Below are 26,207 nucleotides of genomic sequence, written 5' to 3'. Positions count from 1 at the left end.
ATCCCGGCAAAGTGCCTTTATCTTGGGCAATAATTTGCCCGAGGAACGAAATCTAGGGGGTGAACCCCGGCGTCAGTCGCGGTATACATGCCCAGAGCGGTGCGCCGGGGTCAAGTCCCCGCGAGCGGCACAACCTGCGGCACGCACCACGCGAGGTTTCGAAGGAGAGACGGGCATGATCCGGGGGCTTTTGAGTGGGGTGGCATGGGGCGCACTCGTGGCTGGCATCGGCATGGCCGCTTTGTCGCTTGCAACGCCTTTGGTGACACCGTTTGCCACTGCACCGGTGGATAGCGTCGCCGTAGCGCCAACGCCCAGTGTGATCCAAGCACCAGAGCTGCCCATGGCTGCGCCGGACCCGGCCCCTCAAGTCGCGCCAAACACCCCCGAACCTGTTGACGTGACCGAGGTCGCCCCCGCGCCTCAGCCTGTGGAGGTTGAGCCGCAGGAAGTAGCCCCCCCCGCACGCGAGGTTGAAACCGCCGCCATTGAGCCCGCGCAACCCGTTGAGACGGCAGAGGCGACGGTGCAATTTAACCAACCCGCATTGCCGCAGGTGTCGGCCTTGCCGGGGACGGATGCAGCGGTCGTCGCGCCAAGTGTGGCGGCACCATCAGTGCCCGCGACCAATGATACCAACACGTTGGCGACCCCGCGTCTTGATACCCAAAGTGCGGCCCTGCCAGCCCCGGTCGCGAGCCTGCCGCAAGTCCGTGTGCCAAGCGAAAATGCTCGGCCGCAAGTGTCGCAGGCGGTGGATGCCGCCGCGCCGCCGCCCAGTTTTCAGCCAGCCCCATTGGCAGATACCCCGATCGCTGCGCCGCAAGTGGACGTAGCGGCTGTAGACACAGCCCCCGCCACACCACGGCCGGCGCAAGTCGTGGATGTGGCCCCGCAGATGCCGCAAACCTCGGTCGTGACGCCGCGTATCGCAACCCCCGCCGAACCCACGCAAGAGGCACAGCCCGCGCCGCAGGTGGCCGTGGTCACCCCGCGCATTCTTGAGCTTGGACAGGACGCACCGGGCACCGCTGTGGGACGGATCGCCTTGCAAGGTGGTTTGATGACCGACACCCAGCGTGAGGCGGCGCAGGCCCTTGAAACCGCGCTGCCGGACACGAGTGTGACCGCTGCACAGCCGCAGGCACTCGACGCTCATGCGATCCCTTTCACACGGTTCAGTCCGGACCTTCCGGTGATGTCGATCGTGTTGATCGACACGCCTGCGTCGCGCTTGGACCGTGTGACCTTGCTGGGCTTTGCGCTGCCCGTAACGTTTGCGGTGGACGCGACCCAACCAGACGCCGCTGAGGCCGTGCGCAGCTACCGCGAAAATGGCTTTGAGGTCGTCTTGCTGGCCAATGGCCTGCCACAAGAGGGCACAGCCCAGGACCTTGAACGCGCCTTTGAGGGGGCTGTGAACGTGGTCGATGAAGCGGTTGCCGTGCTTGATACGCCGGATGGCTTCCTGAGCAACACGCGCGTGGCCCTTGATGCTGTGCTGAGCCGTTTACAGGACAGTGGTCATGGGCTTTTGACGCTGCCCCAAGGGCTGAACGCGGCCGAGGCTGCGGCGCGCCGAGCTGGGGTGCCGGGCCTAACGGCGTATCGGATGTTGGATGCTGAACGCGAGCAAAGCGCCGTGATCTCGCGCTACCTTGACCGCGCGACGTTTACCGCAGGCCAAGAGGGTCATGTGGTCGTTGTCGGCCATTCCTACGCGGACACGGTCACAGCGCTATATGCGTGGCAGCAATCGAACCGAGCGCAGTTTGTGCAGGTCGCCCCAGTGTCGTATCTGTTGCAGGAATTCGGTCAGTAGCACGCGGCTATTCGGCGGGTTCACTGCCGAGTGCGGCCAGACGCGCGCGCAGGGCAGGTACCTCGGGCGCGCCACATTCCAAAGCAAACACATAGGCGTGGGTCAGATAGAACGCCTGCGCCTCAACCACCGTATTCGCAGCCTCGGTATAGAGTGCGATCAGGGCGCGCGTGTCGCCCTGTGCATGTGCCTCTAGTAGCCGCGCATCCAGCGCTGTTTGGGCGCTCATTCGGCGGCGTGGGGGGCGGCGCGGTGACGCTCAACCTGAGAGGCGACCCAATCGTGGAACACATGGGTCGGACCGTCCATCGCGGGCGAAAATTTCCCACCATCGAAGGCAGGACCGTGACGGCCCCGCTGCATCCCCTCAACCACAAAGACGTCCTCCTTAAAGACCTCTTTCCACAGCTGTGTGTTTTTGGTGCGGGCAGCATCGGGCGTTTCGGGGGTGGTGTAGTACAGATGGATTTGCTCAACCGTTTTGTCCAAACCCTCGGGCGTAAGGACGATGGCAAATGTGTGGTCGCGGTGGACCCCAAGCAGGGTGTTGGGAAACAGCGCGATGTATTCTGCTGCCGTATCCCATTTGTCCGAGAGGTCCGCGAAATCGTCAAAAGCCGCGCCGTCTTCACCTGCCATCTGGCGATAGACGAGCGTGCCTTGGCCGGCGTATTGGCCGGGGGCTTCGATGTTGTAGTGATCTTCTAGCCGCGAGTAGCTGTTCAACCCGGGGTGGACCCAAGGGAGGTGGTAGCTTTCGCAGTAGTTCTCAACCGCGAGCTTCCAGTTGGTGGCCACACTGAGGTTGAATTGGCTGTCTGCGCCGCCATGATAGATCGGCTTGTCGAACTCAGCCCAGCGGGCGATGACATCGGCGTGGGCGTCCTCAAATGCGGGGGCTGTTCCGTCGATGTTAACAAAGACGACGTCCATCCAAATATGGCTGCGGATTTCGATCAGCCCTAGGGTGGTGCGGTCAATCTCGGGGTGGGTGTTCTGGCCCGGACCGCCGACGTGTGGGGTCGAGACCAGCTTGCCCGCTGTCGAATAGCACCACGAGTGGTAGGGGCAGCGGATGGCACCCTCAATCTTGCGCGGCTCATCCACGAGGATCATGCCCCGGTGGCGACAGGTGTTTTGAAACACGCGCACAACGCCGGATGTGTCGCGCAGAAGTAATAGCGGTACACCAAGGAAGGTCAGAGGGCGTGCATCGCCGGGCTCAGGCACTTGGGTCGCCACACCGATGGAGGACCAATTGGCAAAAAGAACGGCCTGTTTTTCCTCATCAAATACGCCTTGATCGACATAATGCGCATTGGGCAGGCCGTGGGCCTTGGCAAGGTCCTGACGGACAGCGGACAGATCAGTTAACGACATGGCAAGCCCTTCCTTTTGTGATCGCGAGATTCGCAAAAGAAAGGGCCGCAGGCTTGTTTCACCGCGACCCTTTTTCGTCGTTTTTCACCACGCTTTGAGGCGAGGTTTAGGCGCTGCCACGGCTCATGGCGGCGACACCTGTGCGCGCGATTTCCTGCAACCCCAAGGGCCGCATCAATTCGCAAAACGCGTCGATCTTGTCAGAGGCGCCAGTCATCTCAAAGACAAAGCTTTCGAGTGTGCTGTCGACAACGTTGGCGCGGAAAATCTCCGCTAGACGCAACGCCTCAATCCGTTTGTCACCAGCGCCCGAAACCTTGATCAAGGCCAGCTCGCGCTCAACCGCGGGGCCCTCAACCGTAAGATCATGCACATCGCGCACGGGCACAATACGGCCAAGTTGGGCTTTGATCTGTTCGATCACTTGTGGCGTGCCAACGGTGACAACCGTGATCCGGCTCAGCGCGTTGTCGTGATCAACCTCGGCCACCGTGAGGCTTTCGATGTTGTAGCCGCGCCCCGAAAACAGGCCAATCACGCGGGCCAGAACGCCCGCCTCGTTTTCCACCAGAAGGGCAAGGGTGTGACGCTCTTGGACGTCGGAAAACGTGGGGCGCAGGTTGTAGGCGGAATGGCTCGTGGAGCCTTTTTTGATGCGAAGTGCGGACATAGGAAATCTTTCTAGAATAACGTCGTGGGCGGGGATCAGGCGTGAACTTCACGCCTGATCCGGGGAGGGGGCTGGCCTAAACCAGCACCGACCCTTTCGCATCGATCACGCCTTGTGTGTCGGCCTCACCGAGCAACATTTCGTTGTGGGCCTTGCCCGATGGGATCATCGGGAAGCAGTTTTCGTGTTTGGTCACGAGGCAATCAAAGATGACAGGGCCATCGTGTTTGATCATCTCCATGATCGCGTCGTCCAGATCATTCGGGTCCGAACAGATGATGCCTTTGGCGCCAAACGCTTCCGCGAGTTTCACGAAATCGGGCAGGGCGTCGGACCAGCTGTGGGAATACCGCTCACCGTGCAGCAGCTCCTGCCACTGGCGCACCATGCCGAGACGTTCGTTGTTGAGGATGAACTGTTTGACGGGCAGGCGGTACTGCACGGCCGTGCCCATTTCCTGCATGTTCATCAGCCATGATGCCTCACCCGCGACGTTCACGACAAGCGCATCGGGGTGCGCGACCTGAATGCCGACCGACGCCGGGAAACCATAGCCCATCGTGCCCAGACCACCGGAGGTCATCCAGCGGTTCGGATCCTCAAAGCCAAGGTATTGAGCTGCCCACATCTGGTGCTGGCCCACCTCGGTCGAGATGTAGCGATCCATGCCTTTGGTCAGCTCCTCAAGACGCTGCACAGCGTATTGGGGTTTGATCACCGCGCCTTCTTGTTTGAACTTCAGGCACTCAACCTGTTTCCACTGTTCAATCTGTGCCCACCACTTTTGCAGACCTTCTTTGTTGGTCTTGCGGCCGCGGGATTTCCAGATGCGCAGAGCATCCTCAAGCACATGTGCGACGTCGCCCAAGATCGGGACATCGGCCTTGACCACCTTGTTGATAGACGAAGGGTCGATATCGACGTGGATTTTCTTGGAGTCCGGCGAGAACGCATCCAGACGCCCGGTGATCCGGTCATCAAAGCGCGCGCCGATGTTGATCATAAGATCACATCCGTGCATCGCCATGTTGGCTTCATAGAGGCCGTGCATGCCCAGCATCCCCAGCCACGCCTCGCCCGAGGCAGGGTAACAGCCCAGCCCCATCAGCGTGGACGTGATGGGAAAGCCCGTCTCAGCCACAAATTCACGCAGCAATTGGCTGGCCGCAGGGCCGGAGTTGATGACACCACCACCGGTGTAGAACACGGGCCGCTCAGCGGTTTCCATCAAGGCGACCATCTGCTCAATCGCTTCTGGGTCGCCCTTGAGGCGGGGCTGATAGTGGCCGATGTCGGCCTTGCCGGGGGCCTTGTAGGTGCCGGATGCGAACTGCACGTCCTTGGGGATGTCGACCAACACGGGGCCGGGACGGCCATTGGTGCAGACGTGGAACGCCTCATGCAGGGTGTCGGCCAAGGCGTCGGTCTCTTTGACGAGCCAATTGTGCTTGGTGCAGGGACGAGTGATGCCCACGGTGTCGGCTTCTTGGAACGCGTCCGAGCCGATCATGAATGTCGGCACCTGACCGGACAGAACGACAATCGGGATCGAGTCCATCAACGCGTCCGTCAATCCGGTCACAGCGTTGGTGGCCCCGGGGCCAGAGGTCACAAGGGCGACACCGGGCTTGCCGGTTGAGCGCGCATACCCTTCGGCTGCGTGCACGGCGGCTTGCTCGTGGCGTACAAGAATGTGGCGAATGTCGTTTTGCTGAAAGATCTCGTCATAGATCGGCAGCACCGCGCCGCCGGGGTAGCCAAAAATCACCTCAACGCCCTGATCCTTCAAGGCCTTAACCACCATCTGTGCGCCCGTCATGTTCGCCATAGTCACATCTCTCTCTTGCTCTGCGCGGTCTCGCGGTTGTGGGCAATAAAAAACCCCCGAAGGTGACTTCGGGGGCGCATGGGTACCGGAATGGTTGCTGATTGCTCAGCCCATGCGCCTGTTGCCTACAATTACGAGAAGCGTTGCCATTTCTCAGTGTCTCCAATTTCACGTGCTGAGACCGTAGACAAGGGCAAACCGCCGGTCAATACGCAATTTTTTGAATAAAATGTCTCTGGCGCCATAATAAACTTGTCGAAAGTTTCTCAAATATCGGTGGTTCGGGAAATTAACACGATTTTGGTGGCTGATTTGGGGGCTGAGCAGCGGCTAGGCAGTGGGTCTGATTGTTATCACGCAACGCCTCTTGCACCTTTGGGCAAAATACGGCCCGATGCAGCAAAACCAAAACGAGGGAGGCGTGCATGCCAGTTGCACCAAACGAATTGAAAGCCGCACTGCAAGGCGACGCATGTCAGGTAGGGCTGTGGCTCAACTTGGGAAGTGCGATCAGCGCGGAAGTCGCGGGTAACGCGGGCTATGACTGGTGCCTGATTGATGCTGAACACGGCCCCTACGATCTTGCGGCCATTCAGGCGCAGGTCATAGCACTGGCCGGGACGGGGGCCGAGGCGGTCGTGCGGGTACCCGCGGCAGAAGATTGGATGCTCAAGCAGGTCCTCGACTTAGGCGTGCGGTCGGTCATGGTACCGATGGTCGAAAGCGCGGCTCAGGCCGAGGCGTTGGTGCGCGCAGTGCGCTATCCACCCCATGGCGTTCGTGGGTTTGGGGCGACTGTTGCTAGGGCCTCGGGCTTTGGTGCGGTGCCCGACTACGCACAAACCGCCGACGCGGAGACTTGTTTAATCGTCCAGGTCGAAAGCCGCGCGGCGCTGAACGCCTTGCCAGAGATTTGCGCCGTAGAAGGTGTGGACGTGGTGTTTATTGGCCCCACGGATTTGGCCGCTGACATGGGCTACATCGCGGATTTGAACAACCAATCGGTATTGGACGCGATTGACCGCGCCATCGACACGATCGTTGAGGCGGGCAAGGTGCCGGGCATCATCTCGTTGGATCGGGATGTATGTGCCGCCTACCGGGACAAAGGTGTGCGGTTCCTTGGGGTCGGGTCTGATGCTTGTTTGCTAGCCTCAGCGGTCCGGGCCACGCGGCATCTGCCATGAGGATTGAGATCTCCGCCCGGGGGATATGGGCGGAGCTGGAACCGAGCGTCGGTCACATGCCACGGTTGGTGATTGGCGGGGCCGATGTCTTGCATGCGGCCCCTTGGCGGGACGCGCCGGAGGTTCAGGCCGATCGGGCCATTCCACCCGTGGATCGCCGTCTGGCGGGCACGTTTTTGACAGCCCCCTTTGGGATGGACGACGTCACTGGTGGGCTGCCCCACGGCGCGCCTGCAAACACCCGCTGGATCACCAAACGTCAAACCGCGCAATCGCTGCATTGGCGTTTGGCGCAATCCGTGGGCGGCGCGCGGATTGATGGCCATATCTGGGTCCGCGATGATGAGCCCGCGATGTATCAACGCCATGTTATCTCGGGCGGCGAGGGTGCCACCACGCTGGCACACCATCCGATGATCCACATGGCAGAGGGCGGTTTTGTTCGGTGCGCGCCCAAACGCGCGATCCTCACGGAGCCTTCGCCGCTGGAACCGGGGGCACAGTACTGGGGGTCCGGGCAACGGATCACGGGTTGGATGATTGACGGGCCGAGCGGCCCGGTGGACCTGCGGGAGTATCCGCACGACACGCCCTGCGAAGACTTTTTGACGATGGTTGAGCAAACCCAAAGCGGCTTGGGCTGGACCGCTGTGCACCGCCACGCAGAGGATGATACGATCCTCTGCCTCAAACGCTGCGAAGAATTACCCGTCACTATGTTGTGGGTGTCGAATGGCGGGCGCGACTACGCCCCGTGGAACGGAAGACATCGTGGCGTGTTGGGCGTTGAGGACGGATGCACCCCCGGTGGCGCAGGCTTTGCCGCGGCCTTGCGTGACAACCGTGTGTCTGACGAAGGCGTGCCATCGGCCCTGCCGCTCGGCGGGCAGCGCGTTATCCGGCACGCGATCCTGCGGCTAAAGGGGGCGCGGCCCATCGCGCAAGTCGCCCTCGCACGCGGGTTACACATCACCTATGAAGACGGCGGCACACACGAGGTGCCGTTCGACGTGGAGGCGTTTGCATGAGACGGATTTTGGTGGACGCAGATGCCTGCCCGGTTAAGCCCGAAATATATAAGGTCGCGTATCGGACAAATGTGCCGGTCGTACTGGTCTCTAACAGTTATTTGCGGCTGCCCGCCCATCCATTGCTGTCGCAACTGGTGGTCAGCGATGGGTTTGATGCGGCCGACGACAAACTGGTTGAGATGTGCACCCCAAAGGACGTCGTCATCACCAGTGATATTCTGTTGGCCGAGCGTGTCTTGGCAAAAGAGGGCGCAGCACTTGATCCGAAGGGGTCAGAATTCACCTCAGCCTCAATCGGATCGGCGGTCGCGACGCGGGCCATCATGGCAGATGTGCGTGCAGGTCTAGAGGGAATGACAGCGGGGGGCTCGAAGCCGTTCTCTGACCGGGATCGCTCTGCGTTTTTGAACGCGCTGGACCGGGTCTTGGTCAGGTTAGCTCGATAGAAACAGGGCCGCGATCCCCCGCAAGGGACCGCGACCCGAATGTGTGATTAGCGTTTGCCGTAATACAGGCCGACGACATGCTCGGCTTCTGCAAAGAACAACCAGCGCGAGGCAAAAGTACCTGTGAAGTAGAGCGCCACTGCGATCAACGCGCCGAGGTGGTTTACCTCCCCCAACATCATGAAGCTGGGGATCAGTGCCGCGAACAACAACGCGATGATCCGCAGTTTGAACGCATGTTTACGGCCCACCACATACACCATCTCCTTGAGCAGGTAGTTGTCCCCGGTGTGTGGGGCCTCGAACTGACGCACTGCACCCTTAAGCCCAGTAGCCGTGTTCATATTGGTGCCTGCGTTGCGGAACGCTTTGTCGCCACCGTTCCAGTGCCACAACTGGATTAGCGCCGTCAGAAGGAACAAAAAGCCCGCATGCGCCACTGCGCCCGCCAAAAGCGCACCACCCGTCAGCGCATAGCTGATGAACAGGGCCGGCGTGGCGAGGGGTTGGTGCCAGCGGGGCACGGCCTTGATCTGGGTGTAGATCATCGCGGTGGTGAATACGGTGAACAGGCATAGCGCACCCGCGACATAGCCCAAGGGTGCCACGCGGATGTCAAAGAAGATGATCAGTGCTGCATAGAGCCCCATCAAGCTGAGGGCTGCAACGGCAGAGATCCCTTCGCGCGAAAGCCAAGATGTGCGCCACTGCGAAAAGCTGTAGATGGCGTTCTTAGGGTTCGCGAGGTGAAGCGTGGCAGACAAAAGCCCGCCGACCGCAAGCACAAAGCCCACGGCAAAGAACACAAACGCGGGCCAGCCTTGTGATGTGGCGCGTGCGCCAAAGCCCAACAGCGTCAAGAGACCAAAGCCAGCGCCCGATAGGACTGAGAAAAAGATAACAGAAGGAGCAGGATGCATCAGAGTTTCTCCAAAGCGCGATCAAGCCAGCCAAGGAAGCCCTTGGGCTGTTCGGCCACGGGGGCCAGCAGGGGGCCAAGCACGTCGATATCGGTTTCAAGCGTGTCTTTGGGCCGAGGCGGCAGGTATTTGTTGGTGGGTTTGGTGCCTTGTTCCGGCATCAGGTCGATGCCGCCACGTTCGGCGACCAGTTGGCTAACGTCGCTGTCGGGGTCGCCCAGATCGCCGAAATGGCGTGCACCGGCCGGGCAGGTCCGCACACAGGCTGGTTCGCGGTCTTCCTCGGGCAGGTTCTCGTTGTAGATCCGATCCACGCAGAGCGTGCATTTTTTCATGACACCGGCCGCTTGGTCCAGTTCACGCGCGCCGTAGGGACAGGCCCATGCGCATAGACCACAGCCCATGCAGGCATCCTCGTTCACCAAAACGATACCGTCTTCGGTCCGTTTATAGCTGGCCCCGGTTGGGCAGACGGTGACGCAAGGCGCGTCTTCACAGTGCAGGCATGACTTGGGGAAGTGGACGGTTTGTGCTGTGCCCAAATCCGGCACGACCTCATAGCTGTGAACGCGGTTCAGGAACGTGCCCTCGGCTTGGCCATAAGGGTCCATGTCCGACAAAGGCGCGCCGTAGTTTTCTGTGTTCCACCCTTTGCAGGACACCACACAGGCGTGGCAGCCCACACATGTGTCGAGGTCGATCACAAGGCCGAGCTTGGTCTGGGTTGTTTCGGGCAGGGCGGTCATGACGTGGCTCCTGTCGGTGAGAGTGTGGTCTGGATTTGGCTCGTGGGTGCGCGTTTCTCAGCGTCCCATGTGGCGATGTACCAAATGAAACTGCCGAGCATGAACGCAACGAAAGCCGCGATAAGAAGAAGCGTGCGTTTGGGGGTCACGAGCCGACCTTCCATGCCTGCTTTGCGGGCGCTTTTGGCACCGGCGATTTTTGTGCCGGATAGTTGGGTTGGCTTTCGGCGGGGGCTGCGCATTTCTCGATCTTGACCTTCAAATCGAACCACGCGGCTTGGCCTGTGATCGGGTCGGAGTTCGCCCACCTCATCCCATCACCTTTGGGTGGGTGCAGTTCGTGGATCAAATGGTTCAACAAGAAGCCCTTTTTGACCTCAGGCGCGTTCTCTTCAAGCGCCCAAGCGCCCTTGCGCTTACCAATCGCATTCCACGTCCAGATCGTGTTTTCATTTAACGCAGCCATGTGGGCGACGGGAACGGTGATCTCACCGTGGGGGGATGTGACGCGCGCCCAATCGCCCTCGGCAAAGCGTTGTGCGTCCCAGATTTTGGTCGGCACATAGAGCGGATTATGACCGTGGATTTGGCGTAGCCACGCGTTCTGCGAACCCCAGCTGTGATACATGGCCATCGGACGTTGGGTCAGGGCGTTGACCGTAAAGCCTTCGTGCTGATCCGTGCTGGGGTACCAGACAGGCAGCGGGTCCATACGGTCCTTGATGCGCTGGCGCAGGTGTTCGGGGGGCTGACGCTCTCCGTGACCTTCGGCGGCCAACTGGAATTTGCGCATCGGCTCACACCAGAGGGTAAAGATGTAGGGTTGTGGCTTGTCATAGAACGACATCTCAACCGCCCAATCCTGATAGGCCTTGTTCCAAGGTTTATAGAACTGCGCGTCCTCGGGCACGTGCGCCAGATAGAACCCACCGTTGTCGATGTAGTCCTGCATCTGGTTTGGATTGACCTCACCACGGCCAGTCTTGGTGCCATCTTCGCCACGGAACCCGATCAAGGGCCCGACACCGGGGCGGCGTTGGTGGTTGACGATGTAGTCGGCGTAATCCTCGTACTTTGCGGTGCCGTCGTCATTCACGAAGCCGGGCAGCTTCATTTTGGCGCCCAATTGGATCAGTGCGGTTTGGAAGCCGCGCACATCGCGGTCCGGCTCAACCACGGGCCAGCGGATCGCATCCGCCGCTCCTTCCGCCTCACAGATCGGGCGATCGAGGGTTGAGATGCAATCGTGCCGCTCAAGGTAGGTCGTATCGGGCAAGATCAGGTCCGAGAAAGCCACCATTTCCGAGGAATACGCATCGGAATAGATGATGTGCGGGATCACGTAGTCGCCATTTTCATCCTTGTCGGTCAGCATCTCCATGACGCCGCCGGTGTTCATGGACGAGTTCCACGACATGTTCGCCATATACATAAACAGCGTGTCGATTTTGTAGGGATCACCCGCGTGCGCGTTGGAAATCACCATGTGCATCAACCCGTGGGCTGACATTGGGTTTTCCCATGTGAACGCTTTGTCGATACGCGCAGGGCTGCCATCGTCCTTGAGCGCGAGGTCATCGGGACCATGCACAAACCCAAGGTGTGGGCCGTCCAGAGGCGCGCCGGGCGTGACCTTGCAGTGGGGCTTGGGGTGCGCCGTGGCGGGCTTGGGGTAGGGTGGTTTGAACCGGAAGCCGCCGGGGACTTCGACCGTGCCAAGGATGATTTGCAGCATGTGAAGCGCGCGGCAGGTTTGGAAGCCATTGGCGTGTGCCGAAATCCCGCGCATCGCGTGGAAGCTGACAGGGCGACCTTGCATGGTCTTGTGGGTGCGGCCGCGGAAATCAGTCCACTCGATGGGCAGCTCAAACGCTTCATCAAACGCCACACGGGCGATTTCAGCCGCGATGGCGCGGATGCGGTTGGCGGAAATGCCGACGGTCTCAGCCACCGTTTCTGGGGCGTATTCTGTGCTAAGGTACCGCTCTGTCATGTGATGGAACACGGTGCGGTGGATGACGCCGTCAACCTCCCACGTGCCGGCCAGATCGGGGTGTACGTCGGGGGCATCAAAACAGCGTGGCTTTTGTTGGTCGCGGCACCAAACCAGCTGATGGCCGTCGTCGTCCCGTAGGGCCAATCCAAACTCAGGTGAGTTTTCATCTGAGTTGATCAAAACGGGCGCATCGGTCAAATCGCGGAGGTATTTCAGGTCAATCTTGCCCGCAGACATCAGACAGTGCACGAGGCTCAGGATAAACAGACCGTCGGTGCCGGGGGTGATGCCCACCCAATCGTCCGCCACAGCGTTATAGCCCGAACGGATGGGGTTGACGCCAATCACCCGCGCACCGCGCTTTTTCAGCTTGCCCAGACCCATCTTGATGGGGTTGCTGTCGTGATCCTCGGCCACGCCGAACAGCATGAACAGCTTGGTACGATCCCAATCGGGTTGGCCAAATTCCCAGAACGCGCCGCCCATCGTATAGATGCCAGCGGCGGCCATGTTCACCGAACAAAAGCCACCGTGGGCGGCGTAGTTCGGTGTTCCAAAGCTTTGGGCCCACATGGAGGTAAAGCTTTGCGATTGGTCCCGGCCCGTAAAGAACGCGAGCTTGGATGGATCGTCCCGGCGGATCGGCTCCAGCCATGAGGCGGCCAGATCATAAGCTTCGTCCCAGGTGATTTCTTCAAACTCGCCCGATCCGCGAGGGCCCACGCGTTTTAGGGGCGCGCGCAGGCGGGAGGGTGCGTTGTGCTGCATGATCCCAGCGGACCCTTTGGCGCACAGAACACCTTTGTTCACAGGGTGGTCCCGGTTGCCCTCAATATAGGCGACCTTGCCGTCCTTCATGTGAACGTTGATCCCGCAGCGACAGGCGCACATGTAACATGTGGTCTTGCGGATTTCGTCCGACACCTTTGGCGATGTCTCAAGTTTAGGTTGCTGGAATGTCATCTGGCGCCCTCCTTCAAAAGTCCGCGGCTCTCACGAGAGCAGATAGAAACCCGCAAGGCCAAGGCCCCTAGGGTATGGTTGGTATGTGGTCATCGGCGCGCACGCCGAAATGTCCTGCATATGATGTGTGTGATCGGTCATGACGCGTCGGCTTGCGCAGCCGTGACGGCGATCATGTCGAGGATATCCTCGGTGCTACAGCCTCGGCTGAGGTCATTGGCGGGTGCGGCGAGGCCCTGCAAGATCGGACCAATCGCGCTTGCGCCACCGATGCGCTGCGCGATCTTGTAGCCGATGTTTCCAGCGTTGATGTCCGGAAAAATGAACACGTTGGCCTGTCCTGCAATCGCGCTGCCCGGTGCCTTGCTCGCGGCGACTTCGGGCACGAAGGCTGCATCGAATTGTAGCTCACCATCGACCGATAGGCCCGCGGCTTTAGCGTGCTCAGTCGCCTCGGTCATTTTGGTGACGTTGGGGTGCTGAGCGGACCCTTTGGTCGAAAAGCTGAGCATCGCGACCTTTGGATCGACGCCCAACAACTGCTGGGCAGAGGCGGCGGCTTGGACCGCGATCATCCCAAGTTCTTGGGCGGAGGGCTCAATCACCAACGCACAGTCGGAAAAAACGACGCCCTGTTCGGGGCGCGTTGGGTGGTGGTCTGGCATCACCATGACGAAAAAGCTCGACACCATGCCAGCATTTGGGCCCTTGCCGATCATCTGAAGGGCTGCGCGCACCGTGTCAGAGGTGGTGTGGGTCGCCCCGCCGATAGTGCCATCCGCAAGGCCCGCACGTACCATCAAGGCGGCAAAAACCAGCGGATCATTGATCGCGGCCTCGGCCTGTTCTTGGGTGGGGGATTTCTTGGCGCGCGCCTCGAGGAAGGCTGCGATGAGGGCCGCACGGTGCGGTGATGTGGCGGGGTCATGGACCGTCACCCCAACGGGGGCTGCGGTGCCTGTTGGGGCCACGATCGAAATACGGGCAAGGCCTGCCTCGCTCGCTTGTGCGGCGGCCTCCAGCACGCGGGGGTCAGTACCCTCAGACAGAACAATATGCTTTTGTAACTTTGCAGCGCGGGTCCGCAAAGCAATGAGGGGCGCCGGAATATCCGCCGCCCCCATTTTAGTGTCCGAGAGAACGCTCACTCGGCTGCCATGTCGGCGGCGGTCACACCGGCCACGCGCACTGGCTTTTTCATCGCGTCGCGGCGGAAGGGCTCACCCAGTTCTTGGTTGAGGATCACTTCGATCACCGTGGTGCGGTTGTTTTCCATCTGGTCCTTGATCGCTTGGTTCAAGATGTCGGTCAGCTCATCCATGGATTTCGCTTGCACACCGATCAGACCACAGGCTTGTGCGATCCCAGCGTAGGACACTTTCATGTCCAGCTCAGTGCCCACAAAGTTGTCGTCAAACCACAGGGTGGAGTTCCGCTTTTCCGCGCCCCACTGGTAGTTGCGGAAAACGATCTGTGTCACGGCTGGCCACTCGTCCCGACCGATGGCTGTGAGTTCGTTCACTGCGATCCCAAAGGCACCGTCACCGGCGAAACCAACGACCGGCACGTTTGGCTGGCCGATTTTCGCGCCAACGATGGCGGGCAGGCCGTAGCCACAGGGGCCAAAGAGACCGGGCGCAAGGTACTTACGACCCTCATCAAAGTCAGGGTAAGCGTTGCCGATGGCGCAGTTGTTACCGATGTCCGAGCTGATGATCGCCTCACGGGGCAGAGCCGCTTGGATCGCACGCCATGCTTGACGGGGCGACATCCAATCGGGACGCGCTTCGCGTGCACGCTCGTTCCAGCTGGTGCCGGGATCGTCTTGCTCGTGATCCAGCGACGACAGCTCTTGCTTCCACGCGGATTTGGTTTGCGCGATGTGCGCTTTGCGGTCGGCGCGGCCAGCGTCGCCAGCGTCGTCCGCAAGGTTGCCGAGGATGCCGTTGGCGATCTTTGCCGCGTCACCCACGATGCCCACGGTGACCTTTTTGGTCAGGCCGATGCGGTCAGGGTTGATATCGACCTGGATGATTTTCGCGTCAGCGGGCCAGTACTCCATGCCGTAGCCGGGCAGGGTGGAGAACGGGTTCAAACGCGTGCCGAGGCACAGAACAACATCAGCGTCCTTGATCAGCTGCATGCCAGCCTTGGAACCGTTGTAGCCCAAAGGACCCGCGAACAAGGGGTGCGAACCGGGAAAGGCATCGTTGTGCTGATAACCGACGCAGACAGGCGCATCCAGCTTTTCAGCCAACGCCATAGAGGCCGCGATGCCGCCCTTGGACAGGACAACGCCCGCACCGTTCAAGATAACGGGGTTCTTGGCGTTCGACAGCAGGTCGGCGGCAGCTTTGACGGAATTCTCACCACCGGGGGAGGCTTCGAATTCGATTGGCTCGGGGATTTCGATATCGACGACTTGGGTCCAGAAATCGCGTGGGATGTTGATCTGCGCAGGACCGGACAGACGCTTGGCCTTAGCAATCACGCGGGTCAGAACTTCGGCGACGCGGGATGGGTCACGAACTTCTTCTTGGTAGGCAACCATGTCTTCGAACAGTTTCATCTGTTCAACTTCTTGGAAGCCACCCTGACCGATGGTTTTGTTCGCAGCCTGTGGCGTGACCAGAAGCAGTGGCGTGTGGTTCCAGTAGGCGGTTTTGACGGCGGTCACAAAGTTGGTGATGCCGGGGCCGTTTTGCGCAATCATCATCGACATTTCGCCGGTGGCGCGAGTGTAGCCGTCTGCCATCATACCGGCGGACCCTTCGTGGGCGCAGTCCCAGAAGGTGATCCCAGCTGTGGGGAAGATGTCGGAGATCGGCATCATAGCCGAGCCGATGATCCCGAAGGCATGCTGGATGCCGTGGGCTTGTAGTGTTTTGACGAAGGCTTCTTCGGTGGTCATCTGCATGATGAGGGCTCTCCATGAACTGAGGAGGCCAGCACACCGGCGCTTGCCCCCCATAAATCCCGTTATGGTTTGTGATTAGACGTGGTTTTGTCTAGGCGTTAGGGCCAAATTCGACGTGCGGATAAGGCCAGATGTTTGGGCGAAGATAGTCATGTAGACCGATTGGGTGGGTAAATCATTGCTTTGACGTTATTTTCCCGGTTTTCGTCCATGTTTTCTTAAATCACCGGTCAACCTAAGATGAAATTTTTATGAGACTCTCGGTCTCAAAAATTAGCGCAAATGGAAATGAGGGCGACTCAATGATGTTCGCTTTCATCCCCGTGCAAGCGCTTACATTTTGGCGATTTCATCCAGAATTCTAACCCAGCTGCGTGTGCCCTTATGAAAGCTTTCGACGTCGTACTTTTCATTAGGGGAGTGCAACCCGTCATCCGCGCGTGAAAAGCCAACAAGCAGGCTTTGCAGGTCGAGGATGTCTTGGAAGTAACCGGCAATCGGGATCGAGCCGCCTGCGCCGACAAAAGCAGCTGGGTTTGGCCATTCTTCGCTCAACCCGCGGCGGGCGGCGTCAAAGACGGGGTGGTTGAGGTCCATGCTGGATGCCGGAGACGCCCCATGGGATTTGAATTCCACTGTGCAATCCGCAGGAAGCTGCGCCCGGACCCAGTCGCGGAAGGCGATCCGGATGGCGTCTGGGTCTTGGCCCGCGACCATGCGAAACGACACCTTGGCAGAAGCGATTGACGGGAGGACGGTTTTGAAGCCGTCACCAGTGTAGCCGGATGTCATGCCGTTAATTTCGGCGGTGGGGCGGGACCAGATCATTTGCAGAGGCGTGCGATCTTGCTCACCCGCTGGGATCGATAGGCCGACATCACCCAAAAACGCCGACGGATCAAAGCCAAGCGCGTCCCACTGGGCCTGCACATCCTCGGGCACCTCAGGGATATTTTCATAAAACCCGGGGACTTGGACGGTGCCGTTATCATCATGGAGGTTGGATAGGATATCCACCAAAACGCGGGCCGGGTTCATCGCGATGCCGCCGTACATGCCGGAGTGTAGGTCTAGCTTAGGTCCAGTGATCGTCAGCTCTTCGCCCAACAATCCGCGCAACATGGTGATGATCGCAGGCGTGTCGTGGCCATAAAGCCCGGTGTCGCAAATCACCGCGATGTCAGCTTGGAGTTCCTCTGCGTGCGCTTTCATGAACGGCACGAGTGAGGGAGAGCCGGATTCCTCCTCTCCCTCGAACAGCACGGTCAACTTGCAGGGCAGTGTTCCGGTTTCGGCTTTGATCGCCCGCAGCGCCTCTAGGAAAGTCATCAACTGACCCTTGTCATCCGCCGCGCCCCGGCCGCGAATAACTTGTCCTTTGGCGGTATCCTCAATCGCGGGGTCGAACGGGTCCCTGTGCCACAGATCAATCGGATCAACGGGTTGCACGTCGTAGTGGCCATAAAATAGCAGGTGCGGGCCGGGGCCATCGCTATACCCCACAACCATCGGGTGACCGGGTGTCGGATGGGCCTTGGCGGTGATGCCCAATTCCTCCAACACACCAACAAGGTGATCCGCTGCTGCCTGGCAATCTTTTGCAAAGGCGGGGTCGGTCGAGATCGACGGAATGCGCAAAAGCGTCATCAGTCGGTCCAGAGCGGGCTCAAGGTCGGCATCAACGCGGGCAAGCGTGGCATCTAGGGTCATAACAAGGCTCCGGGATTTTTTCTTAGAGTGCCAAGCGCGGGTAAGGGTGTCCAGACTGGAACGTTCGGAATTGGCGGGCTAGAACAGGTTTCAATCGATGGGGGAGTTCGCGATGCGCAAGATGAATGCATGGGCCTTGGTGGGGGGGCTAACGTTGGCCGGCGCTATGCCTGCCGCATCGAGTGACACGTTGCCCGGCGCCAAAGAGGCGTGGCGCATGTTGTTTGGCACCCGGGCCTCGGTGGCTGAGGTCTCAACCACAATCCCGCTATCGCAAAGCGACCGAGACATCGTGCAAAGCATTGGTCCCACACAACAATACTATGGGGCGATCGCATATTCGCCCGACGAAGGCCTTCTGTCAGAAGCCACCGTTGCGGCGGCCAACCATCACAGCGTTGAGGTCGCGCGAGCGTTGGCCTTGGCCGATTGCAATGGCAAACGCCGTGAAGGGGCTGCGGCTTGTGCTGTCGCGGCTGATATCTTGCCCAAACGGTACCGGGCAGGGCGCGCGTTGCAGTTGAGCATGGGCGCGACAGCGGGGTTTGATGCCGAGTATCGCAAGGCCAAAGGGTCCAGATCTTTCGCGATTTCGGCGCAAAGCGGGCTTTGGGGTTGGGGACCTGACGATGCGGCTGCGCTGCAAGCATGTAGCGCGCAGGATTGCAAAGTTGTGGTGCGGGACTAGATCGCGCCAAAGAACGCAATGCGCGACCTTTTGTAACCTCGTTGCAGGCCGGGCATAACTCTACCTATGGACGAAAGTTAAGGCGCCGCGGAAGGGCCGCCAAGACACACGGAGAGCAGGATGAACTACGATAAAGCAGTCGACCAAGCGATCGAGACCCTGCACGCCGAGGGGCGGTACCGCACGTTTATCGATATTGAACGGCGTCGCGGCCAGTTCCCCCACGCGGTTTGGACGCGCCCCGACGGGACTGAGCAGGACATCACCGTTTGGTGTGGCAACGACTATCTTGGCATGGGGCAACATCCTGTCGTTTTGGACGCGATGAAAGAGGCGCTGGATGCGACCGGCGCGGGGTCTGGCGGTACACGCAATATCTCGGGCACGACGGTTTATCACAACGCACTAGAGGCTGAGGTTGCCGATCTGCACGGCAAAGAAGCCGCGCTTTTGTTCACCTCTGCCTACATTGCGAATGACGCCACGCTTAGCACTTTGCCGAAATTGCTGCCCGGTTTGATCATTTATTCCGACGCATTGAACCATGCCTCGATGATTGAAGGCGTTCGCCGCAATGGCGGGGCCAAGCGGATCTTTCGGCACAATGATTTGGCACATTTACGCGAATTGCTGGCCGCTGATGACCCGGCTTTACCTAAGTTGATCGCATTCGAGTCAATTTACTCCATGGACGGGGATTTTGGTCTCATAGAAGAAATTTGCGACATTGCGGATGAATTCAACGCGCTGACCTATATTGACGAGGTCCACGCTGTTGGAATGTACGGCCCAAGGGGCGCTGGTGTGGCCGAGCGTGACGGGCTGATGGACCGGATCGATATCATCAATGGCACACTGGCCAAGGCCTATGGGGTGATGGGCGGATATATCGCGACCAGCGCTCGGATGGCCGATGCGGTGCGCTCCTATGCGCCGGGGTTCATCTTTACCACATCACTCCCGCCTGCCGTGGCCGCAGGTGCAGCAGCATCTGTTAAGGTCCTGAAAACAGAGCAGAAACTGCGTGACATGCAGCAAGATCATGCACGTATTTTGAAGATGCGTCTGCGCGGTTTGGGGCTACCGATCATCGATCACGGCAGCCATATTGTGCCCGTTCATGTGGGTGATCCGGTGAAATGCAAAATGATCTCGGACCGGCTATTGTCGGATCACGGGGTCTATGTGCAGCCGATTAATTTTCCCACCGTACCACGCGGAACCGAACGGCTTAGGTTCACGCCGTCCCCCGTCCATACGCCCGATATGATCGACGATTTGGTGCATGCGATGGATAGCCTTTGGTCTCATTGTGCGCTGAATCGTGCCGAGATGACCGGCTAAATCAGAATAGGTGCATTGAGCGCGTTAACCTGCTACGATCACAGGAAGACGTCTGGGGAATGATTCATTTCCACGGCGCGTATCGAGTAGGCAAAAACGGTGAGGCGTCGCGGTGTTCGGCCGATATTTCGACTCTAGCACGACCGAAGAGACGGTGCCGCAACGCGGCTTTGACAGCTTTGAGCTGCGTCTTGGGGATGTCATGCGCGGGGAACGCGCCACGCTCGGCAAATCGTTGCTCGAGGTGCAGCGTGATCTGCGGATCAAAGCCACCTACATTGCGGCGATTGAGGATTGTGACACCTCAGCCTTTGAAACACCGGGCTTTATCGCGGGCTACGTGCGGTCCTATGCGCGGTATCTTGGCATGGAGCCTGAGGAAACATTCGCACGTTTCTGTCTTGAAAGCGGATTTGAGGGCATTCACGGCGCTGCATCTCAGTTGAATAGCGATAATCGCGCGAAACCTGCATTAAATGCCCCGATCACCGGAAATTCGGCGGACGTCATGGCGCGTGCGAACCGTCCGTTTGTACAGCACGCGGGACCCGCGTTTGGCAGCGTTGATCCCGGTGCGCTTGGATCAGTCGCAGTCTTGACGCTTTTGATGGCGGGGATCGGCTTTGGTGGCTGGTCCGTGTTTCAAGAAATTCAGCAGGTACAAGTCGCTCCTGTTGAGCAGGCTCCTGATGTTATTGCACAACTGGTCGATCCCTTGGCTGATGCGATTGCGTCTGATGCCCCTGTGGCTGCCGTGGGACGGCAAGCTCCATCTGTGGAAGCGCTCGATCGCTTGTATCGCCCCGATCCATTGGACGTACCCGTTTTGGTTGCCCGCGATGCGCCAATTTCCACAATTCGTCCCGGCGCGATTGGGGCTTTGGCAGGACCAGACGCACCGGACCTGTCTACACGTACGGCGACACCGACTCTGGGGGCGCAAATCGCGTCCATCGACGTACCAATGTTTGTCGAAGAGCCAGAGCCTCAGATCCCGCAAGTTACTGAAAAGCCACAAGATGAAGTTGTGCTGTTCGCTGTGCGTCCAGCTTGGGTCCGGGTGTCGTCTGCTGATGGCTCGGTCCTGTTTGAACAAATCCTCGATGCAGGTGATAGCTATACCATCCCGCGCGATGAGCTGACCTCATCCTTGCATGCGGGTAACAGCGGTTCTGTTTACTTCCGCCTCAACGGTCAGACTTACGGCCCAGTCGGGCAGGGTACATCGGTGTCTCGTGGGATTGAGCTGGCTCCGACAAGTGTTGTCGCAAGTTACGCTGTCGCCGATCCCGAGGCTGACCGTGACTTGGCGACGGTTGTGGCCGAGTTGTCGTTGCCGAGTGCCGATATCGCACCAACCGAATAGCCCACCTTTATCGCGACTTATCCCGAATAATGCGTTGTGGCGCATTGTCAGGCGAAGTTGACAGGTTTACATTCTTACCAACTTAGAATGCCAAGAAGGTTCCGCGCCATGTCACTTCATTCCATTCGCCCCTGGCGTCAGATTGACCGGCGCAAAAGCCGGCAAATCATGGTTGGCTCCGTTCCGGTCGGCGGTGATGCCCCTATTACCGTTCAAACCATGACCAATACGTTAACGACGGATGCTTCAGCGACGATCAAGCAGGTATTGGCCTGTGCCGACGCTGGCGCAGACATCGTGCGCGTGTCGGTGCCTGATCAGGCCAGCTCAAAGGCGCTGAAGGAAATCGTTGCTGAAAGCCCTGTGCCAATCGTGGCCGACATTCACTTTCATTATAAACGTGGGATTGAGGCGGCCGAAGCTGGTGCGGCGTGTTTGCGGATCAACCCTGGCAACATTGGTGATTCCAACCGCGTGAAAGAAGTGATCAAGGCTGCACGCGACCACAATTGCTCCATCCGGATTGGCGTGAACGCGGGCTCGCTTGAGAAGCACCTTCTTGAAAAATATGGGGAACCTTGTCCCGACGCCATGATTGAAAGTGGGCTGGATCACATTCGCATCCTCCAAGATAACGACTTTCACGAATTCAAGATCAGCTGCAAAGCATCAGATGTGTTTATGGCAGCTGCGGCTTATCAAGGCCTCGCGGAAGCCACAGATGCGCCAATCCACCTCGGCATCACAGAGGCTGGTGGCCTAACGTCCGGCACGATCAAATCCGCGATTGGCCTCGGCAATCTGCTTTGGATGGGTATTGGTGACACGATCCGTGTGTCTCTGTCTGCTGATCCGGTAGAGGAAGTTAAGGTTGGCTACGAAATCCTTAAGTCCCTTGGCCTACGTCATCGTGGCGTTAACATTATTTCCTGTCCGTCCTGTGCACGGCAGGGTTTCGATGTAATCAAAACGGTTGAAACACTCGAGGATAGGCTCGCTCACATCAAGACCCCAATGTCGTTATCGATTATCGGCTGTGTGGTGAATGGCCCGGGCGAAGCATTAATGACAGACGTCGGGTTTACAGGTGGCGGCAACGGATCGGGCATGGTGTATCTGGCTGGTGCGCAAAGTCATAAGCTAGACAACGCGCAAATGGTCGACCACATCGTAGAACAGGTGGAGAAAAAAGCCGCTGAAATCGATGCGACGGCAAACGCGGCTGAATGAACTCCGCGCTGTAGGCCGCTGGTCTTAATCGTAAAACCTATCTTCCTTTACACTCTCCATGCTCACATGCGTGGACGAGTGTGAAACATGGGGCAACGTGCTGAGCGTCTCCCCAAGAAATGTCCGATAGGCAGCAATGTCGGTCGTTCTGACCTTTAGCATATAGTCGAAACTTCCAGCGATCATATGGCATTGCTCAATTTCGGGGTGGCTTTGCACAGCGCGGTTAAAGTCATTCAGGGCGCGCGCGCGCGTGTCCTTGAGCCGGATTTCAACGAAAGCCACATGAGCGCGCCCAAGCTTAATGGGATCCAGGATGGCGCGATACCCTCGAATCACGCCAAGCTTTTCGAGCCGCTTTAACCTTGCTTGACAGGGCGTTTTCGAAAGCCCGACCCTTTCAGAGAGATCTTTGAGCGTAATGCGCCCATCCTCAGAGACTGCTTTGAGAATAGCATGATCAAAAGCATCTAAAGACGATAAGAGAGACATGCGGTGGCTTTCATTCTCGAAATTACTGTCGAATTCATAAAATTAAGGAAATAAAATCTCCTGTGAATAAATATACAGAAAATAACCTCATGTGAAGCCTGTATTCTGTTCCCAACATTGGGAGGCCTTCATGAGCGACACAAACACGATCCGTCAGATCATCCGCGACAGAACATATGCGCCAGAGGCCGAGGTCCTAGAGCGCCTTGCACACTTCCTTCCAGACCCAGCAAAACGCGCCCGCATTGAGGCGGTTGCGACCACATTCGTGGAGCACCTGCGAAAGGATGCACGTCCCGCTTTGATGGAGGTTTTTCTAGCCGAATACGGCCTCAATACAGAGGAAGGTGTGGCGTTGATGTGCCTCGCGGAGGCCTTGTTGCGGGTCCCTGACGCCGACACAATGGACACATTGATTGAAGATAAAATCGCCCCTTCCGACTGGGGTAAGCATCTCGGCGCGGCACATTCTCCGTTGGTGAATGCCTCCACTTGGGCGCTGTTTTTGACGGGCAAGCTGCTGGATACGGATAGATCCGTTGCAGGTGTTTTACACAATGCAATCAAACGAATGGGTGAGCCGGTCATTCGCAAAGCGGTGCGCAGTGCGATGAAGGAGATGGGTCGTCAGTTCGTATTGGGCGAGACGATCCAATCCGCCATGTCGCGAGCAAGCGTGCGTGAGGCCCGTGGCGAAAGCTACAGCTACGACATGCTGGGGGAAGCCGCGCGCACTGACGCCAATGCTCGTCGCTACATGGCAGCCTACACCAATGCCATTGCCGCAATGGCGGCAGCCAAGGGCGACGATATCCGCACGCGACCGGGTATTTCCATCAAACTATCAGCGCTGTTTGAGCGGTATGAGCCCTTGCACCGTGATCGCGTCATGGAGGTTCTTGTGCCTCGAGTGAAAGCGCTTGCACAACAGGCTGCAAGCGCAAACATTGGCTTGAATATCGACGCCGAAGAGGCTGATCGCCTCGACCTCTCGCTAGACGTAATCGAGGCGGTCTTGACTGATCCTGAGTTGGCCGGATGGGATGGCTTTGGGGTCGTGGTGCAGGCCTACGGTAAGCGCGCCTCTGCGGTGATCGACTGGTTGTCTCAATTGGCACAAGATCACGACCGGCGGATCATGGTGCGGTTGGTGAAGGGCGCCTATTGGGACACCGAGATCAAACAGGCACAAACCCTCGGCCTTGCCTCATACCCCGTGTTCACACGCAAAGCCGCGACCGACGCCAGCTATATCGCCTGTGCCCATCAACTTGCCGGGATGATTGATCACATCTACCCACAGTTCGCGACCCACAACGCCCATACTGTTGCGGCAATAATTAACATGAATTTAGCGCCACAAGCATTTGAATTTCAAAGACTTCATGGGATGGGTGAGGCGCTTCATGATCATCTTCGTGCAACCTATGGAACCCAAACTCGGATCTATGCACCCGTTGGCGCGCATCGTGATCTGTTGGCCTATTTGGTGCGTCGCTTGTTGGAAAACGGCGCAAATTCATCGTTTGTGAACCAAATTGTTGATGAATCACGCCCGGTTTCTGAAGTGGTTGCTGACCCGATCACAGCTCTTGCCAGCCAGCAAAGCAAGCTGTGTGAGCCACGGGAAATATTCGCGCCGCGAGAGAATTCGGATGGGTTTGATTGGGCCGATCCTGATGCCCGCTCAAAGCTTCAAGCCGCACTTGATGCCGTGGCGGATAGAACTTGGGAAGGCGCGCAATCTATTGGAAGTGTACAGAAAACAGTCGCCAGTCCGGGGCGTGACGATATCGTAGGGATCACGCGATGGGCCACGGCAGCAGACGCCGTTCAGGCGATCACCGAGGTTACTCCTTGGACGGCAGACCCAGAAAGTCGCCGCGCAGTATTGTGCCGGGCTGCGGATCTGTATGAGGCTGAGCGGGTACACCTGATCTCTCTGCTTATGCGCGAGGCTGGAAAGACACTCATCGATTGCATTAATGAAATCCGAGAAGCCGTTGATTTTCTAAGGTACTATGCAGATTTTTCGGATCAAACAGACAGTGTTGGTATCGTGACGTGCATCTCGCCTTGGAACTTTCCCTTGGCGATCTTCACCGGTCAGATTGCGGCGGCGTTGGCGGCGGGCAATGGGGTGCTTGCCAAGCCAGCGGAGCAGACGTCGTTGATCGCGGACTACGCCGTATCGCTTCTGACCGATGCAGGTGTGCCGCCAGAATGTTTACGGTTGGTTGCTGGGGAAGGCGCGATTGTCGGCCCGATTTTGACCGGAACGGCTGGGATCAATGCTGTCGCTTTCACCGGCTCAACCGCGACGGCTCAACGTATCAATCGTACTATGGCGACCGCACTCACCCCTGGTACGCCGTTGATCGCGGAAACCGGGGGGCAGAACGCGATGATTGTGGACAGCACCGCGCTGCTGGTGCAGGCCGTACGCGATATCATTGCCAGTGCGTTCCAATCCGCGGGGCAGCGATGCTCGGCGCTTCGGATGCTTTACGTCCAAGAAGACATCGCGCCTGCGTTAACCGAAATGCTCACCGGGGCGATGGATGCATTGGTTGTCGGGGACGCGACCGATTTCGCTACTGACGTTGGCCCGATCATCGACACCACAGCCAAAGCGCGCATTGATGCGCACATCGCAGCCAGCACAATCGTGCATCAGGGGCCAAAGGGCGGATCGCAACATGTGGCCCCGACGCTCTTGCAGGTCAATGGGATCAATGACTTGGCGGATGAAGTGTTTGGCCCTGTCTGTCACATCGCAACCTTTGCGGCTGGTGAATTGCCTCAGGTCATCGCGGATATTAACGCGTCGGGCTATGGCTTGACGTTCGGGCTGCACAGCCGGATCGACAGCCGTGTAGAAGAGATCAGCCAACAGGTTCACGCGGGCAACATCTATGTTAACCGAAACCAAATTGGCGCTGTGGTTGGAAGCCAACCCTTTGGTGGGCACGGCCTGAGCGGGACGGGCCCAAAGGCTGGTGGGCCCCGCTATGTCGCCCGCTTTCATCGCGGCTTGGTCTTGTCTACGCCCGATGGCACGCTCAGCCTGCCGGGGCCAACGGGAGAGTCGAACCGCTACCGCGTGATGCCGCGCGGGCGGATTGGGTGCTTTGGCCCGACACCTGCCGATTTAACAGCGCAGATGCAGCAGGTCGGTGCCAGCGGAGCTGAAGCCGTTGATTGCAGTGCCGTTGACCTGACTTCACTGGCTTTGCTTGATCTGGAGGGGGCGGTTTACTGGGGTGACAATGGACGTGACATTGCGGTCGCTCTGGCAGGACTTGAGGGGCAAATTACGCCTTTGTGGACGGACAAGACATTCCAAAACTGGCTCTGGCTTGAACAAGTGATCAGCGTGGATACGACCGCTTCGGGGGGGAATGCTTCGCTGTTGGCGAGCATGGATGAGGTTTAACCCCACCCCATAAGAAACTGAAAAGGGGTCAAGTT

Annotated in this window: 20 protein-coding genes; 9 read left to right on the top strand and 11 right to left on the bottom strand. The window is 58.7% G+C overall.

Annotation, left to right across the window (positions count from 1 at the left end):
• The first annotated feature begins 175 nt into the window (after window positions 1-175).
• Complete coding sequence (locus tag PM04_RS02285) at window positions 176-1,822, top strand: divergent polysaccharide deacetylase family protein (RefSeq protein ID WP_038003261.1); 1,647 nt, start codon at window positions 176-178, stop codon at window positions 1,820-1,822.
• Window positions 1,823-1,829: 7 nt separating this feature from the next.
• On the opposite strand, the gene PM04_RS02280 is transcribed toward PM04_RS02285, so the two are convergent.
• The 4 genes from PM04_RS02280 to PM04_RS02265 form a co-directional block, all read right to left on the bottom strand.
• Complete coding sequence (locus tag PM04_RS02280) at window positions 1,830-2,051, bottom strand: hypothetical protein (RefSeq protein ID WP_038003259.1); 222 nt, start codon at window positions 2,049-2,051, stop codon at window positions 1,830-1,832.
• Entirely contained in the window at window positions 2,048-3,202 is a 1,155-nt protein-coding gene (locus PM04_RS02275; protein WP_038003256.1) for an aromatic ring-hydroxylating dioxygenase subunit alpha, read from the bottom strand. Before PM04_RS02275 ends, PM04_RS02280 begins: the two co-directional genes overlap by 4 nt.
• Window positions 3,203-3,308: 106 nt before the next feature.
• Window positions 3,309-3,872, bottom strand: a complete 564-nt coding sequence (ilvN, locus tag PM04_RS02270; RefSeq protein ID WP_038003253.1) for an acetolactate synthase small subunit — start codon at window positions 3,870-3,872, stop codon at window positions 3,309-3,311.
• Window positions 3,873-3,948: 76 nt separating this feature from the next.
• Window positions 3,949-5,802: an acetolactate synthase 3 large subunit gene (locus PM04_RS02265; RefSeq protein WP_369793293.1), complete on the bottom strand. Its 1,854-nt coding sequence runs from the start codon at window positions 5,800-5,802 to the stop codon at window positions 3,949-3,951.
• A 323-nt stretch (window positions 5,803-6,125) separates the two neighbouring features.
• Between PM04_RS02265 and PM04_RS02260 the strand changes: the two genes are divergently transcribed.
• Genes PM04_RS02260 through PM04_RS02250 form a run of 3 tightly spaced genes read left to right on the top strand, consistent with a single transcriptional unit; the run spans window position 6,126 to window position 8,364 of the window.
• On the top strand, window positions 6,126-6,887 hold the full coding sequence (locus PM04_RS02260; protein ID WP_038003250.1) for an HpcH/HpaI aldolase/citrate lyase family protein: 762 nt from the start codon (window positions 6,126-6,128) through the stop codon (window positions 6,885-6,887).
• A complete protein-coding gene (locus PM04_RS02255) occupies window positions 6,884-7,915 on the top strand; it encodes a hypothetical protein (protein ID WP_038003248.1) in 1,032 nt (343 codons plus the stop codon). The genes PM04_RS02260 and PM04_RS02255 overlap by 4 nt, the downstream gene beginning before the upstream one ends.
• Complete coding sequence (locus PM04_RS02250) at window positions 7,912-8,364, top strand: YaiI/YqxD family protein (protein WP_038003247.1); 453 nt, start codon at window positions 7,912-7,914, stop codon at window positions 8,362-8,364. Before PM04_RS02255 ends, PM04_RS02250 begins: the two co-directional genes overlap by 4 nt.
• Window positions 8,365-8,411: 47 nt before the next feature.
• Here the strand turns inward: PM04_RS02250 and PM04_RS02245 are convergent, their stop codons facing one another.
• The 6 genes from PM04_RS02245 to PM04_RS02220 form a co-directional block, all read right to left on the bottom strand.
• Window positions 8,412-9,284: a DmsC/YnfH family molybdoenzyme membrane anchor subunit gene (locus PM04_RS02245; protein WP_038003245.1), complete on the bottom strand. Its 873-nt coding sequence runs from the start codon at window positions 9,282-9,284 to the stop codon at window positions 8,412-8,414.
• Window positions 9,284-10,030 carry a 4Fe-4S dicluster domain-containing protein gene (locus tag PM04_RS02240; RefSeq protein ID WP_038003243.1) on the bottom strand — a complete coding sequence of 249 codons (747 nt, stop codon included), beginning with the start codon at window positions 10,028-10,030 and terminating at the stop codon, window positions 9,284-9,286. The genes PM04_RS02245 and PM04_RS02240 overlap by 1 nt, the downstream gene beginning before the upstream one ends.
• A gap of 145 nt (window positions 10,031-10,175) precedes the next feature.
• On the bottom strand, window positions 10,176-12,989 hold the full coding sequence (locus PM04_RS02235; protein WP_038003240.1) for a molybdopterin oxidoreductase family protein: 2,814 nt from the start codon (window positions 12,987-12,989) through the stop codon (window positions 10,176-10,178).
• 137 nt (window positions 12,990-13,126) lie between these two features.
• A complete protein-coding gene (gene pta, locus PM04_RS02230) occupies window positions 13,127-14,137 on the bottom strand; it encodes a phosphate acetyltransferase (RefSeq protein ID WP_234702858.1) in 1,011 nt (336 codons plus the stop codon).
• Entirely contained in the window at window positions 14,134-15,906 is a 1,773-nt protein-coding gene (xsc, locus tag PM04_RS02225) for a sulfoacetaldehyde acetyltransferase (protein ID WP_038003233.1), read from the bottom strand. Before xsc ends, pta begins: the two co-directional genes overlap by 4 nt.
• Window positions 15,907-16,239: 333 nt before the next feature.
• A complete protein-coding gene (locus PM04_RS02220; RefSeq protein ID WP_038003231.1) occupies window positions 16,240-17,616 on the bottom strand; it encodes a M20/M25/M40 family metallo-hydrolase in 1,377 nt (458 codons plus the stop codon).
• Window positions 17,617-17,728: 112 nt separating this feature from the next.
• Here PM04_RS02220 and PM04_RS02215 point away from each other — a divergent pair, with 112 nt between their 5' ends.
• The 4 genes from PM04_RS02215 (at window position 17,729) to ispG (ending at window position 22,244) form a co-directional block, all read left to right on the top strand.
• On the top strand, window positions 17,729-18,304 hold the full coding sequence (locus PM04_RS02215) for a hypothetical protein (protein ID WP_038003229.1): 576 nt from the start codon (window positions 17,729-17,731) through the stop codon (window positions 18,302-18,304).
• A 120-nt stretch (window positions 18,305-18,424) separates the two neighbouring features.
• Window positions 18,425-19,648, top strand: coding sequence for a 5-aminolevulinate synthase (gene hemA, locus PM04_RS02210; RefSeq protein ID WP_038003226.1), 1,224 nt, complete (start codon window positions 18,425-18,427; stop codon window positions 19,646-19,648).
• A 112-nt stretch (window positions 19,649-19,760) separates the two neighbouring features.
• On the top strand, window positions 19,761-21,014 hold the full coding sequence (locus tag PM04_RS02205) for a helix-turn-helix domain-containing protein (RefSeq protein ID WP_038003224.1): 1,254 nt from the start codon (window positions 19,761-19,763) through the stop codon (window positions 21,012-21,014).
• Window positions 21,015-21,122: 108 nt separating this feature from the next.
• Window positions 21,123-22,244, top strand: coding sequence for a flavodoxin-dependent (E)-4-hydroxy-3-methylbut-2-enyl-diphosphate synthase (gene ispG, locus PM04_RS02200; protein ID WP_038003222.1), 1,122 nt, complete (start codon window positions 21,123-21,125; stop codon window positions 22,242-22,244).
• 24 nt (window positions 22,245-22,268) lie between these two features.
• Here the strand turns inward: ispG and PM04_RS02195 are convergent, their stop codons facing one another.
• Window positions 22,269-22,736, bottom strand: a complete 468-nt coding sequence (locus tag PM04_RS02195; RefSeq protein ID WP_038003220.1) for an Lrp/AsnC ligand binding domain-containing protein — start codon at window positions 22,734-22,736, stop codon at window positions 22,269-22,271.
• Between the two features lie 130 nt (window positions 22,737-22,866).
• Between PM04_RS02195 and putA the strand changes: the two genes are divergently transcribed.
• Entirely contained in the window at window positions 22,867-26,172 is a 3,306-nt protein-coding gene (gene putA / locus PM04_RS02190) for a bifunctional proline dehydrogenase/L-glutamate gamma-semialdehyde dehydrogenase PutA (protein ID WP_038003219.1), read from the top strand.
• Window positions 26,173-26,207: the final 35 nt, after the last annotated feature.

Source organism: Thalassobacter sp. 16PALIMAR09 (genome assembly GCF_000765485.1).
Taxonomy (GTDB): Bacteria; Pseudomonadota; Alphaproteobacteria; order Rhodobacterales; family Rhodobacteraceae; genus Thalassobacter; species Thalassobacter stenotrophicus.
Note: the sequence above shows the minus strand (reverse complement) of the source record. Positions and strands in the feature narration are given on the sequence as shown.